This is a genomic window from Aurantiacibacter hainanensis (assembly GCF_036321025.1).
Lineage (GTDB): Bacteria > Pseudomonadota > Alphaproteobacteria > Sphingomonadales > Sphingomonadaceae > Alteraurantiacibacter > Alteraurantiacibacter hainanensis.
On sequence record NZ_JAZAPB010000002.1, the window covers coordinates 729819 to 744611 of the forward strand.

At 64.1% G+C, this 14793-nt stretch carries 7 protein-coding genes; 4 read left to right on the plus strand and 3 right to left on the minus strand.

The annotated features are described in order from the left end of the window. The first annotated feature begins 86 nt into the window (after positions 1-86). Positions 87-3497, plus strand: coding sequence for a TonB-dependent receptor (locus AAA989_RS10940; RefSeq protein ID WP_338245509.1), 3411 nt, complete (start codon positions 87-89; stop codon positions 3495-3497). A gap of 218 nt (positions 3498-3715) precedes the next feature. Here AAA989_RS10940 and AAA989_RS10945 read toward each other — a convergent pair whose 3' ends face one another. From AAA989_RS10945 to AAA989_RS10955, 3 genes are read right to left on the minus strand one after another with little or no spacing between them, the layout of a single operon-like run. Beyond that, positions 3716-4915 (minus strand): endo-1,4-beta-xylanase, encoded by a 1200-nt coding sequence (locus tag AAA989_RS10945; protein ID WP_338243492.1) that lies wholly within the window; start codon positions 4913-4915, stop codon positions 3716-3718. Between the two features lie 2 nt (positions 4916-4917). After that, positions 4918-7299 carry a glycoside hydrolase family 3 N-terminal domain-containing protein gene (locus tag AAA989_RS10950; RefSeq protein ID WP_338243494.1) on the minus strand — a complete coding sequence of 794 codons (2382 nt, stop codon included), beginning with the start codon at positions 7297-7299 and terminating at the stop codon, positions 4918-4920. Between the two features lie 2 nt (positions 7300-7301). Continuing rightward, positions 7302-9707, minus strand: coding sequence for a glycoside hydrolase family 3 N-terminal domain-containing protein (locus AAA989_RS10955; protein WP_434781444.1), 2406 nt, complete (start codon positions 9705-9707; stop codon positions 7302-7304). Between the two features lie 60 nt (positions 9708-9767). Here AAA989_RS10955 and AAA989_RS10960 point away from each other — a divergent pair, with 60 nt between their 5' ends. From AAA989_RS10960 to AAA989_RS10970, 3 genes are read left to right on the plus strand one after another with little or no spacing between them, the layout of a single operon-like run. Then, positions 9768-11858: an alpha-glucuronidase gene (locus tag AAA989_RS10960; RefSeq protein WP_338243496.1), complete on the plus strand. Its 2091-nt coding sequence runs from the start codon at positions 9768-9770 to the stop codon at positions 11856-11858. Between the two features lie 31 nt (positions 11859-11889). Then, the gene (locus AAA989_RS10965; protein WP_338243498.1) at positions 11890-13005 is read left to right on the plus strand and encodes a LacI family DNA-binding transcriptional regulator; all 1116 of its coding nucleotides are present in this window, start codon (positions 11890-11892) and stop codon (positions 13003-13005) included. Then, positions 13002-14786, plus strand: coding sequence for an IlvD/Edd family dehydratase (locus tag AAA989_RS10970; protein WP_338243500.1), 1785 nt, complete (start codon positions 13002-13004; stop codon positions 14784-14786). Before AAA989_RS10965 ends, AAA989_RS10970 begins: the two co-directional genes overlap by 4 nt. Positions 14787-14793 lie beyond the last annotated feature (7 nt).

The following is a 14793-nucleotide window of genomic DNA, read 5'->3' on the forward strand; positions in this document are numbered from 1 at the left end:
AAGTTTCGCCCGATATGCATTCGAAATAATAAAAGCATGCGCTGCACTCGAATTTGGTAGCGCTAACATGTGGGAGGGTGCCTGTGATGAAGGCGGTAACGCTGGACGGTGCGCGTGCTGAGCGTGAACTGGTTGATTTCCGAAATTGGCTGAGGGTTGGGGCGTCGTCACTGGCGCTGGGCGGCCTGCTTGCCTCGCAAGGAGCCTGGGCGCAGGACCGGCCCCAGACTACCGAAATCGATGATGCGGGCGAGCGCGAGCAAGGCGCCGAGCCGACCGTGGTGGATGACAATGTCATCGTCGTGAGCGGTATTCGTCAGTCGCTGGCGAACTCCCAGGATCTGAAGCGCGACGCCGATACCGTGGTCGACGCGATCACCGCGGAAGACATCGGTGCGCTGCCCGACCGTTCCGTGACCGAAGCTCTTCAGCGTGTTCCCGGCATCGCCATCAACCGCTTCGCCGGTTCCAACGATCCCGATCACTTCTCGGTCGAGGGTTCGGGCGTCGTCGTGCGCGGCCTCAACTTCGTCCGTTCGGAATTCAACGGACGCACTGCCTTCGCCGCAGGTGTGGGCGGGCAGGCACTGAACTTTGCCGACGTGCCGTCCGAACTGCTCGGCTCGGTCATCATCAGCAAGAACGCCACCGCCGAGATGATCGAGGGCGGCCTTGCCGGCACGGTGAACCTCAACACCCGCAAGCCTTTCGATCGTGACGGCTTCCACGTCGGTTTCAGCCTGGAGGCGAACTACGGCGACTTCAGCGAGGAATGGACCCCGACGGGCTCGCTTCTTCTCAGCAATACCTGGGACACCGAGATCGGCCGGTTCGGCATCCTCGTCAGCGGTTCCTATTCGCAGATCAAGGCCCGGGCCGACGGCCTGCAGGTCGCCAACTACCAGACGCGTGACGGCATTCTCGTGAACGCCGCGAACACCGACGGTGTTCAGGTCTGCCGCAATCCGCTTCCGAGTTCGGACGACACCCAGACCCTGCCGCCGGGCGGGGCGATGTGCGGCAATTTCGGTTCGGCCGGCGCAGACGGCTTTGCCGACTATGCCCAGTTCCGCGTGGCGCCCGTTGGCGGGCAGTTCCGTACGCAGGATTTCAACCGCAAGCGTGACGGTTTTGCCGTCTCCGCGCAGTTCGAGTCGATCGATGAGCGGTTCCTGATGACGGCGGAATTCATTCGCTCGCACTCGACCAACCGCTGGGGTGAGTACACCTACGAAACCGCGCCGGATCTCGCGGAGTATTCCACCTATCCGATCGGCTGTCAGCAGAACGAGGCCGGTCCCAACATCGTCAACGCCGATGGCACGCTGGGCGATCCGACGGCGCGGGCGCAATGTCCTGTCGGCAGCTTCACCGACTACGTCTACGACGAGCGCAACGTCTTCCAGTCGGGCTACATCGTCAACGCGTCCAACGGCTGGCGCGGTGCCGTCAACGACGGCACGTCTCCGTACGTGCCGATCGGCGGCCTGCAGCAGTCGCTGGCTCGCCGCGAAGTCGATGACGAGGTTACCAACGAAGACTACAGCCTCAACATGCGGATGGAACTGACCGACCGGCTCACCGCGGAATTCGATGCCCACTACGCCACGTCGCGCAAGCAGAACCTGGACTTCAGCGTCTTCGGATCGACCTTCGCCGACCAGGAGCTGGACCTCACGGGCGACTATCCCGTCATCATTCCGCACAAGCCGCAGTTCCTGGGTTACACCTGGTCGGCTCCGAGCCCGGAACTGGGCGGTGCGACCGAGCAGGAATATTTCACCGATCCGCGCTTCCAGTTCTGGCGCGCCGCGATGGATCACATCGAGGACAGCGAAGGCGATCAGTCCGCCCTCGCGGCAGACCTGCAGTACGAACTGGACGAGTACGCCTTCCTGCGCCGCATCAAGTTCGGTGCGCGCTACCAGGATCGCGACCAGACCGTCCGCTACACGACCTACAACTGGGGCATGCTGAGCGAGACCTGGTCCGGCCAGCGTCCGGTCAACTTCGACGACGTCGGAAATTCGGAGCGCTACGAGTTCCCGAACTTCTTCCGCGGCGAAGTCCCCGGGCCTCCGGGAGCCTTCTACTACTCCGGCAATCTGATCGACGACTACCAGGAGTCGGTAGAGTTCTTCCAGTCGATCCAGAACCTCTATTCCACTCAGTTCGGCGGGGCGCCGACCTGGAATCCCCTGTCCCAGCGACCGGGCACGATTTCGGGCTCGCCGTATCTGCCCGCCGATATCCAGCCCGTGCAGCAGACCGACACGGCGGCCTACCTGCAGCTGGACTTCGGCAGTGACACCTTGTTCGGCGACATCCGTTTTGCCGGCAATATCGGGGTTCGCTACGTCAACACGGATCTTACCTCCGGGGGTTCGATCGGTGTGCCCAGCACGGCTGCGCTCAACATTGCCGATCCCTACTCGGTGCGGTGTCAGGCCGTTGTTCCGCCGAACTCCCCGCCGGGCACTCCGCCGCAGACACCGGGTGGCGTCTGTCTCCTGGGTCCGACGGCCTACGCCGAACTTCAGACTTTCGCAGGCGACGGGGTAACGGTCCCCAACACGGCGGACCACACCTACGATTACTTCCTGCCAAGCCTGAACATGCGTTTTGGGCTTACCGACGACCTGATCTTCCGCCTCGCGGGTTCGAAGGTCCTCACCCGGCCGGAAAACTCCTACATCCGGAACTTCCTGACGATCGGGCTCGGCACAAGCGGTGAACTCACCGCCACGGCTGGCAACCCGTTCCTCCTGCCGGCGACGGCATGGCAGTTCGATGCGAGCCTGGAATGGTATTTCGCCCAGGTCGGTTCGCTGACGCTCAACGGCTTCTACAAGGAAGTGAGCAACTTCTTCTTCCAGGACATCACCAGTCGCGACATCACGAGCAACGGCATAACGCGAAACGTGCTTGTACGTGGTCCGGCGAACTTCGATGGGACTGGCAAGATCAAGGGCTTCGAGCTTGCCTATCAGCAGACCTACGACTTCCTGCCAGCGCCATTCGACGGGTTCGGGGTCCAGGCCAACTACACCTACATCGATAGCTCGGGCCTGCCGAACACGTTCCTCAACACCGGCGCGCCCGTGAACGAATCCACCGTCGCACCAGGCAACCTGCCTCTCGAGCAATTGTCCAAGCACAACTTCAACGTGACGGCGTTCTACGAAAAAGGGCCGATCTCGCTGCGCGGCGCGTACAACTGGCGGTCGCGCTTCCTGTTGACCGCTTCGGACGTGATCTTCCCATACTACTCGATCTTCAACGAGCCGACGGGCCAGCTCGATGCCTCGCTGTTCTTCAATGTCAGCGATGCGTTTGATCTGCCCGGTGGGGTCAGGATCGGCGTCCAGGCAGTGAACCTGCTCAACGAAGTGACCGAGACGTCACAGGCCTATTCGGGTGATCCGGATCAGCTGGTGCCGCGTTCGTTCTTCATGAACGACCGGAGGTTCTCGTTCATCATCCGGGGCAATTTCTAGAACGATAAAAGCTCCTCAACCTCGAGGCCGCCATGCCCACCGGCATGGCGGCCTTTTTCGTATCCGGATTAGAGCACTCCGAGGCGGACGCAGTGGATGGCGAGCGCCCGTTCAGAGCGGCAATGACATTGCCGACCAAGAACGGGCGCCCGGAATAGCAGGCATGAGGAAGGCGGAGGTCGGCGAGGGCCCCCACCAAATCAGGAATGAGCGGCGATCTAGCCGAGCGTCTGCGCGAGAGCCGTGCGCATCAGCTTCGGCCGGTAGCTCGAATCGTAAGGCGTTCCGCGCACCTCCAGGCCGTCATCGCGCTTGGCCGGGTCGAAGTACTGGAGCCAGTTGAACCTGTCGACCATGCCCCATGCAAGCACGTCGTCCAGGTGATCATCGTAATCGAGCATGAGATCGAAATAGCGGCGCGTGAAGTCGGCCACCTTCTCGTCGCGGGTCGCCAGATCCGCTGGAAGGGCGGTGTCCTTCACGTCGAATTCCGTGATCAGCAGGCGATAGCCCATGCCCACGACTTCATCGAGAAAGTTGCGCCATTGCCGCTCGGCATAAGGGCCGACGCCGGTCGCGGGGTCGATCGAGAACATCTCGATATGCGACTGGATACCCAGGGCATCCACCGGCACGTCGCGACGGCGGAAACCTTCGAGCAGGCGCAGCACATCGGCGCAGTGTTCGAGGTGAGCAGGTTCCCAGCTCATGTAGTCGTTATAGACCAGCTGGCCGTCAGGCAGTTGCTCGCGTGCCGTGTGAAAGGCGAGATCGAGGACCGCCTCGGGGCTGCCCATCGCCCGGCTGAGGCTCGTCTCGATCGGGGCGTTGCGATCGTGGTCGATCGCTTCGTTCACCACGTCGTAGCTGCTGATGACGCCGCGGTAGCGGTCGGTCACCGTGCGAATATGTTCGGTCAGCAGACGTTCCGCTTCGGCAACCGGGTTTGCCCCGAAGTCGTGATTGTTGAGCCAATCGGGAAACCACTGCGGGCGGTGCCACAACAGCGTGTGGCCGCGCACGGCAAGGTCGTTTTCCCGTGCCCAGTCCACAATGCTGTCCATCCGCGCAAAATCGTAACTGTCGGGACCCGGGCGCGTGGCCTGCCACTTCATCTCGTTTTCGGGGACGACCATGCCGCACTCGGCTTTCACGATCTCGGTATATCGCGGGTTCTGGATGGAGCCCGCCTCCGTCTGTCCCGGCGTGGAAGCAATGGCACTGCCGAAATACCGGCCACGGGTCTGCGCGATGGCGTTAAGGCCCGGGCCCGGTGCAGGTCCTGGCGGAACGGCAGGATCCGGCAACGGCGACGATACCGGCGCCATGAGAGCGCCGCCATCCGATCCGCATCCCGCCAGCGGCAAAGCTGCCAGGCCGAGCATCGCCGCGCGGCGACTGATGGTGAATTGCGTCATGTTCAGGAAATCTCCACCGCTGTACTCTTCAACGAAGCGCTGCTGTTGCCTACCGAGAGCGTTACCGGCCCCCGCTCGTTCTCTTCCACCATGTCCCTGTTCCAGATCGCCAGCTTTCGCGGTTCGATCACGAAACGCACGGTTCTCGTCTCGCCGGGAGAAAGCGTGACCCGCTCAAAACCCTTCAGTTCGAGCACGGGCTGCGTCACCGATGCCGCCGTTCGCGTGACATAGAGCTGAACGACTTCGTCGCCGGCCACAGGGCCAGTGTTGGCAACATCGACGTCGACGGTGATGGGTTCATCTGGAGCAAACTGCTGCCTTGCGGGACGGGGCTCCGATATGGTGAAGCTGGTATAGCTCAGCCCGTGTCCGAAGGGGAACAGGGGCGTCTTCTCGTCGAACAGGTAGCCGCGCAGGGCGCTGGGCTTGTGATTGTAGAAATAGGGAACCTGACCCTCGTTTCGCACGACGGAAACCGCCAGCTTCGCGCCGGGATTGATCTTGCCGAGAAGCGCCTCGGCCATGGCCACGCCGCCCTCCTGGCCGGGATACCAGCATTCCAGAACGGCATCGGCTTGCTCGACGACGTTGGGCCAGCTTGGCGGGCGGCCATTGATCGCGCACACGACAAGCGGCTTACCCAGCGCCGCCAGCGCGTCGACCAGTTCGTTCTGCTCGCCGACGATATCCACATCGGTGCGGTCGCCCAGGTGGTTTGCAGCGAAGCCTTCGCGGCTGGTCTGTTCGGTATCGCCGATCGCCACGACGATGGTGTCGGCGCCGCGCGCCACTTCCACCGCTTCCTCGATCAGCTCGAGATTGCGTTCACGCGGTGCCAGTTCGATGATGTCCTGCGAACGATCCTCGCTGGTGGTGATGAAGACGCCCTGGGCCGTGACGAAATCGGCTGCGGGAGCAACCTGTCGCAGGCCTTCGATCAGGCTGATCGTCTGCTTCGGAACGCTGGAATAGCCGCCAAGGCGAGCAATCGCGTGGTTCGGGCCGATCACGGCAACGCGCCCCATCGTGCTCTCCGACAATGGCAGCGTGCCATCCTTGTTGGTCAGCAGGCACATGCTCTTGCGCGCGGCTTCCAGCGCCAGTGCGCGGGCCTCGGCATTGCCGGTGATGCGCTGAGCAAGCTCGATGTCGCCGAAAGGATTCTCGAAAAGACCCGCCCGGAACTTCAGCGTCAGCATCCGCGAACAAGCGCGGTCGATCAGCTCGATCGGAATGCGTCCGGCGGCAACGGCCTCTTCAAGCGTGGCGAAGGCGGTTCCTTCAGGCAGTTCGCTGTCGACACCCGCCAGCAGCGCCTGGTGCGCGGCGTCCTCCAGGTCTTCGGCCACGTGGTGCAAGGTTGCGAGTTCGCGGACGCCGCCGTAATCGCTGACGATCACGCCGTCGAAGCCCCATTCGCCTCGCAGCACGTCGCCGAGCAGCCACGTGTTGGCATGGCTGGGGATGCCGTCGATCTCGTTATAGCTGGGCATCACTGCGCCAACCGAGGTGCGCCGCACGATCTCGCGGAAGGGTGGGAAGAAGTTCTCGCGCAGTTCGCGCTCGGCAACCTGGGCGGGAGAGATATTGTTGCCCGCCTCCGGCTGACCGTGACCGGTCATGTGCTTGAGCGTGGCGAAGACCTTGCCGTCCCGCAGCCGCTCGAACTTGCCCGGTCCTTGCAGGCCCTCGACGGCGGCGACGCCCATTTCGGCAGTGAGGTAGGGGTCTTCCCCCCAGCATTCCTCGATGCGGCCCCAACGCGGGTCGCGCACGATATCGACCACGGGGCTGAGCACCAGCGGCACGCCGCGGGCACGCACTTCCCGCGCGGTGACTGACTGCACGCGGCGCATCAGGTCGGTATCGAACGTTCCCGCCATGGCGAGCGCCTGCGGGAACATGGTCGCCTCCGTGGCCATGTACCCGTGAAGGGATTCCTCGTGCAGGAGCACGGGGATTCCCAGCCGCGTGTCTTCCAGCGCCCAGCGTTGCAGGGCGTTGATGAATTCGACGGTCTGGGCAGGCGTGCGCCAGCGCGCGGCGGTGCCGCCCGCAGCCCCGGTGATCCCGGGCACGCCGCGCTTGTCCGAAGGACGGGTGACGTGGCCTATGCCATCGGGGAAAGCCTGGCTCGCGCGCTCCGGCACGAAGTCCAGTTGGTCGATCATGTCCCCCTTGCCGACCCAGGCAGTACGGATCTGCGCGATCTTTTCCGCCAGGGTCATGCGTGCCAGCAAGTCCGCCACGCGGGCCGGAATGGGCGCGCGGGCATCCTTGTAGAGCGGGGCGGCCTGGGCAAAGGCGAGGGGGCTTTGCGCCACCGCGAGGGCGGACAAACTACCTCCCCCCAGCAGGCGCAGCGCGCTGCGACGGTTCATGCTCACTCGCTCACCACCAGTTCGGTTTCCTGCAGGTCCTGCGAATTGGGGCCGACCATGATGGTGAATGCGCCCGGCTCCACCCTACGCTGCATGTCGCGGTCCCAGAGCGCGAAGGCATCGGGCCTGATGGCGATATCGACCTCGCGGGTTTCACCCGGCTGCAGGGTCACGCGCTGGAAGCCGACGAGTTCCTTCACCGGACGCGTGACCGAGCTGACCTGGTCGCGCAGGTAGACCTGCACCACCTCGTCGCCCGCCATGTCTCCCACGTTGGCGACCGGCACGCGCACGGTAACACCTTCGCCAGGCCGGATGGTCTGGGCGGAAAGGACGGGAGCACCGAATTCGAAATCGGTGTAGGAAAGCCCGTATCCGAAGGGATAGAGCGGGGTTACGTCTGAGAACAGGTAGCCGCGCCGCGCGCTGGGCTTGTAGTTGTAGAAATTGGGAACCTGGCCAACGTTGCGGGCCACCGTCACCGGCAGCTTGCCGCCCGGATTGATGCGGCCGAACAGCGCATCGGCAATGGCATTGCCCTGCTGCTCGCCAGCATACCACGTTTCGAGAATGGCATCGGCCCCTTCGGCCACGGCGGGATAGCTGGGCGGACGACCGTTGACTAGTACGGTGACCAGCGGTTTCCCGAGAGCGCGCATGGCTTCGAACAGTTCGTTCTGCTCGCCCACCAGGTCCAGACTGGTGCGGTCGCCCAGGTGTTCCTCGGCCCAGCCTTCCCTGCTGGTCTGCTCGGTGTCGCCGACGAACAGGATGATGGTGTCGGCATCGCGGGCGACTTCGACGGCCTCGGCAATCAGGCGGCGGTTCTCTTCCGGATCGACCAGTTCCACCTCGTCGGCCCACCAGTCGTCGTTCTCGGTGATGCGAACGCCGGTGGCGTGGACGACGTCCGCCCGGTCACCCACCAGATCGCGGATACCCTCCAGCGGGGTGACGGTGTCGCGGGGAATTCCGTAATAGCCACCAAGGCGAGCCACGTCGGAATTGGGGCCGATGACCGCGATCGTGGGTCGATCCGCGCCTTCCGCGGGCAGCGACAGGGGAAGCACGCCGTCGTTCTTGAGCAGGACCAGCGACTGTTCCGCAGCGGTGCGCGCAAGTGCGATGCCCTGCTCGGTGTTCGAGGCCAGCGCCGGACCCGTGTCGGTTACGAAGGGATCTTCGAACAGCCCGGCATTGAACTTGAGCGTCAGGATGCGTTCGACGGCCGTGTCGATCTGGTCCATGGTCACCCGGCCATCTGCCAGCAGTTGCGGCAGGTTGCGATACGAAACGCCGTCCGGGAAATCGATGTCCACGCCCGCATTCATGGCCAGCACGGCGGCGGCGGGAATGTCTTCGGCAATCAGGTGCCGCGAGACCATCTCCTCGATGGCGAAATAGTCGGACACGACCGCGCCGTCATATCCCCATTCGTCGCGGAGGACGTCTTCCAGCAGCCAGGTGCTTGAATGGCTCGGGATACCGTCGATCTCGTTGTAGCTCGCCATGACGGCGGCGATGGCCGTGCGGTCGATGACTTCCTTGAAGGGCGGGAAGAACATTTCCCGCAGCGTGCGTTCGGAAATCTGGGCGGGGCCGACATTGGTGCCGCTTTCCGGCTGTCCGTGGCCCGTCATGTGCTTGAGAGTGGCCAGAACCTGGCCTTCGCGAAGGCGCGGATCGGTGCCCACGCCCTGCAGCCCCTCGACCGCAGCAACGCCCATCTCGCCCACGAGGAAGGGATCCTCGCCGAACGTTTCCTCGATCCGGCCCCAGCGCGGATCGCGCGCGACGTCCACCACCGGGGAGAGGACCTGGTGGACGCCGCGCGCGCGCACCTCGCTGGCGATATAATCGTTCACCTCGCGAACGAGGTCCGTATTCCAGGTCGAGGCGAGCCCTATCGATTGGGGGAAGCTGGTGGCGTTGAGTGCGGCCAGGCCGTGCAGCGATTCCTCGTGCGCCAGCACGGGAATGCCAAGGCGGGTCTCTTCCCGCGCCCAACGCTGCACCGCGTTGATGTAGCGAATGCTTTCCTCGATCGAGCGCGGCGTGTTCAGGCGCGGACTGCCGGGCCCGCGCAAGTCCGAAGGCCGCGTGAAGAAGCCCAGGCCGTGCGGATAGCGTTCGCTGGCGGCGGCGGGGTCGAAGAACGTATCTTCCCGCTGAATCTCTTCCTTGTTGGTCCAGGTGCTGATCATCTGGGCCATCTTCTCTTCGGCCGTCATCCGCGCGAGGAGATCCGCGACGCGATCCTCAACGGGCAGCGACGCGTTCCAGTAGGGCGCATCCGCCATCGGGCGCTCCACGGTGCTATCCTGGGCTACAGCAGGCACAGCGATTGGGCCGAGGCCCGTCATGATCCCGGCGCTCACCATGAGCATGACCCGCGTCATCTTGTTCATTTGATTGTCCCTCTCCGGCTCGCGCTTGACTGGCGAGTATCTTGTGGTAGCGCTACCATGATGTGGGTGAGGAAGCTTGTCAATATCGTTGCGGTATCGGGCCTTGTCGCCCTTGCAGCATCGCCTGCAAGGGCCGAGGACGGTTATGATCTCTGGCTTCGATATGCACCCCTGGCAGGGGACGCGCAGTCCCGTCTGGCCGGGTGGGATGCCACTGCCCGGGCGCTTTCGGATGCCGACCACCCGACCACGCGCGTAGCGATGGAAGAACTGCTGAGAGGCTTCGGTCAGCTGCGCGGGGAGGGGCGTGAAGCGGTCCCGGATGCCGACGGGCAGGGCGCCAGCTTCCTCTTCCACTGCGAGGATGGTTCTGTCGGCCGGGACGGCGCCTTCGCCGTGCGGGCTGCCGAGGACCGGATCGAGATTCGGGCGGGCGAACCGGTGGGGTGTCTCTACGGCTCTTACGCATTGCTGCGTGAACTCTCGTTGGGCGTCGATCCCGCCACGATCGACATTCGGTCGGCCCCCGCCATGCCGCTGAGGCTGCTGAACCACTGGGACAACCCTGATGGCCATGTCGAGCGTGGTTATGCCGGACGCTCGATTTTCGACTGGTGGCATCTGCCCGAGCGGCTCGACCCGCGAATGATCGATTATGCCCGGGCCAATGCCTCCATCGGCATCAACGGCGCGGTGGTGAACAACGTGAACGCCCGCGCCTTCATGCTCGAACCACGCTATATCGCTAAGTTGCAGCGGCTGGCCGATGCCTGGCGTCCCTATGGCATCCGGGTCTACCTCTCGGCCCGCTTCAGCGCCCCGCGCGATGTTGGCGGGCTCGATACCGCCGATCCGCTGGATCCGGCCGTTCGCCAGTGGTGGCATGACAAGGCAGACGAAATCTATGCGGCCATTCCGGATTTCGGCGGTTTCCTTGTGAAAGCGAACAGCGAGGGGCAACCCGGCCCGCAGGACTATGGCCGCACTCATGCCGAGGGGGCCAACATGCTCGCCGCGGCCATCGGCGACCGCGGCACGGTGATCTGGCGCGCCTTCGTCTATTCCGCCGAGGACGAGACGGACCGGGCACGGCAGGCGTTCGAGGAATTCGTGCCGCTCGACGGCGAGTTCGCCGAAAACGTGATCGTGCAGGTGAAGAACGGCCCGATCGATTTTCAGCCACGCGAGCCGTTTCATCCCATGTTCGGCGCCATGCCGCAGACGAGGCTGATGCTGGAAGTGCAGATTACCAAGGAATACCTTGGTTTTGCGAGCCATCTGGCGTTTCTCGCCCCGATGTGGACCGAGACCCTGAGCGCCGAGACCGCGCGAGGCGGCACGGTGGCAGAGGTGGTCGCGCCCGCCGGAATGGCGGGCGTGGCAAACACCGGATCGGATCGCAACTGGAGTGGCAGCGATTTCGACCAGGCCAACTGGTACGCTTTCGGCCGGCTTGCCTGGGATCCCTCGCTCTCCAGCGAAGCAATAGCGCGAGAATGGGCCGCCCAGACATTCACGCGGGACGAGCCATTCCTTTCTGAAGTCGTGCCGATGATGCTTGGCAGTCGCGAGACCGTGGCACGTTACATGACCCCGATGGGACTGGCGCACCTGATGGACACGGGGCATCACTATGGTCCCGGCCCATGGGTCTGCGATCTGGCGCGGCCGGAATGGAATCCATGCTACTATCATCGTGCCGATGCCCAGGGGATCGGGTTCGACAGGACCGCCACCGGATCGAACGCGCTGGCGCAGTACGATCAGGAGGTGGCCTCGCAGTGGTCCGATCCGGCGACAATGGATGAACGGTACCTGTTGTGGTTCCACCACCTGCCGTGGGACCACCGGACCCGCAGAGGACGCCCGCTGTGGGATGAACTGGTCCATCGCTATGACCTCGGCGTGGCCGAAGTGGGAGAGATGGCGGAGACCTGGGAGGACCTTGCTCCTTTCGTCGACGAGGAGCGCTACCGTGCCGTTTCCGAGAACCTGGCCATCCAGATGCGCGAGGCCCGCTGGTGGCGCGATGCTTCCATCGCCTACTGGCAATCGCTCAATGGCTTGCCGCTTCCGGTGGGATCACGCCCTCCGGAACGCGATCTCGAACACTATCGAAGCCTGACCTTCCCCGAGGCACCGGGGCAATGAGACGGCTTGTAGCGAAACAGGCAGCGGGTCTATGACCAAAGCCATGGACGGACCGAAGACCAGAAAGCCCGGGCGCAGGCGCGGAGCGCGCAGGGGCAATACCGCGCCCACCATCGCGGATGTCGCGCGCGAGGCCCGGTGTTCGCCGATGACCGTCAGCCGCGTCATCAACGGCGAAGGCAACGTCCGCGAGGAAACGCGCGAGCAGGTCCTGGAAGCGGTGCACAAGCTCAATTACTCGCCCAACCGCGCGGCACGCTCGCTGGCGGGCGGTGAGCAGCTGCGCATCGCGCTGATGTTCGACAACCCGTCTTCCTCCTACCTCAGCGAGTTCCTGATGGGCGCGCTGGAAGAGGCGTCGCGCAGCGATATCCACCTCGAAGTGCAGAGCTGCGAGAACGCGCCGGACAATGCGCTGCTGGTGGGCAAGATGATCGAAGGCGGCATCACGGGTTTCATCCTCCCGCCGCCCCTGTGCGACGATCAGGAAGTGCTCGATCTCATCACCGGCGCGGGCGGTATCGCCATCGCGGTGGGGCCGGGCAAGGCCAGCGGTTCGCATGGTGCCGTGATGATCGATGAGTATCAGGCGGCCTACGACATGACGCGCCATATCATCGAGCTTGGGCACGAGAGGATCGGCTTCATCATCGGCAATCCGGAACAGGTGGCCAGTGGCAGGCGTCTGAACGGCTATCGCGCGGCGATGGAAGACGCCGGGCTGGAGGTCGCCGATGGACTGGTGGCGCAGGGCCAGTTTACCTACCGTTCGGGCATGGTCGCGGCCGAGAAGCTTCTGGCCCTCGATCCGCAACCGACGGCGATCTTCGCATCGAACGACGACATGGCCGCTGCCACGGTGGCGATGGCGCATCGTCGGCATCTGGATGTGCCCAGCGACATTACCGTCTGCGGTTTCGACGATACCGACATGGCAAGTTCGATCTGGCCGGAGCTCACGACGATCCGGCAGCCGATCCGCGAGATGACCGCAAAGGCCGTGAAGATGATCGCGAAGCTGGCGCGAATGCAGCGCCAGGGAGAGCGCCAGGGCCCTGAACACGTGATGCTGCCTTATGAATTGATCCGCCGGGGCTCCGAAGCAGGACCGAGCCTTGCGAAGTTTTATCGAGAGCCGAAGAAGTGAGCGAAGGCAGCAAGCCCAAAAAGCTTCGTTCGCGCGACTGGTTCGATAATGCCGAGCGGATGGACATGACCGCGCTCTATCTCGAGCGGTTCATGAACTACGGCATCACTCCGGAGGAATTGCGGAGCGGCAAGCCGATCATCGGCATCGCCCAGTCGGGCAGCGACCTGTCGCCCTGCAATCGCATCCATGTGGAGCTCGCCAAGCGGACGCGAGACGGGATCCGTGACGCGGGCGGCGTCCCCATCGAATTTCCGGTCCATCCGATCTTCGAGAACTGCCGCAGGCCGACTGCGGCGCTCGACCGCAATCTCCTCTACCTCGGGCTTGTCGAACTGCTCAACGGCTATCCCCTCGACGGTGTGGTGCTCACCACCGGGTGTGACAAGACCACGCCCAGCCAGATCATGGCGGCCAGCACGGTTGATATTCCTGCCATCGTCCTCAGCGGCGGCCCGATGCTGGATGGGTGGCACGAGGGGGAACTGGTCGGCAGCGGCACGGTGATCTGGCGCAGCCGCCGCAAGCTGGCCGCGGGCGAGATAGACGAAGAGGAATTCCTTCGCCGCGCCACCTCCAGCGCGCCGAGCGCGGGCCACTGCAACTCGATGGGCACGGCCAGCACGATGAACGCGGTGGCCGAGGCGCTGGGTCTCAGCCTGACGGGCTGCGCGGCAATTCCCGCGCCCTATCGCGAGCGGGGACAGTATGCCTATCGCACGGGGCAACGCATCGTCGAGATGGTGCGCGAAGACCTGAAGCCGTCCGACATTCTGACCAGAGAGGCTTTCCTGAACGCGGTCGCTACGGTCAGCGTGATCGGCGGTTCCTCGAATGCGCAGCCGCATATCCAGGCCATGGCGGCGCACGCCGGAGTGGAGCTTCCAACATCCGTCTGGCAGGAGCATGGCTACGACCTTCCGCTGCTGGTGAACATGCAGCCCGCCGGGAAATACCTGGGCGAGAGGTTTCACCGCGCCGGCGGCGTACCGGCGGCCATGTGGGAATTGCTGCAGGCCGGTGTCCTTCATGCCGACTGCCTGACCTGCACAGGCCGGTCGATGGAGGAGAACCTCACCGGACGCGAGAGCCCCGACCGTGAGATGATACGGCCCTTTGCCGACCCGCTTAAGGACAAGGCCGGTTTCCTTGTCCTCTCGGGCAACCTGTTCGATTTCGGCATCCTCAAGACCTCGGTAATTTCCGAGGATTTCCGGCGCCGCTACCTCTCGAAGCCCGGCCAGAAAGGGATTTTCGAAGCGCGCGCGATCGTCTTCGACGGATCGGACGACTACCATCATCGCATCAACGATCCTTCGCTCGAGATCGACCAGGATTGCATCCTCGTTATCCGGGCATCGGGCGTGATCGGCTGGCCCGGCAGCGCGGAGGTGGTGAACATGCAGCCACCCGACGCGCTGATCCGCGCGGGTACGGCCTGGTTGCCGACCCTTGGCGACGGCAGGCAGTCGGGCACCAGCGACAGCCCCTCGATCCTCAACGTATCGCCGGAGAGCGCCGTGGGCGGCGGACTGTCATGGCTGCGCACGGGCGACACCATTCGCGTCGACCTGAACCAAGGCACCTGCAATGCGCTGGTCGACGAGGCCGAGATCGAGCGGCGGCGGGCGGAGGAAAGCATACCGTCCGTGCCGGAGCACAATACCCCCTGGGAAGAGCTGTTCCGCAAGAACACCGGCCAGCTTGGCGAGGGCGGAGTGATGGATTTCGCCGTGAAGTACCGCGGAACCGCGAGAAAGCTGCCGCGGCACAACCACTGATCGGCAG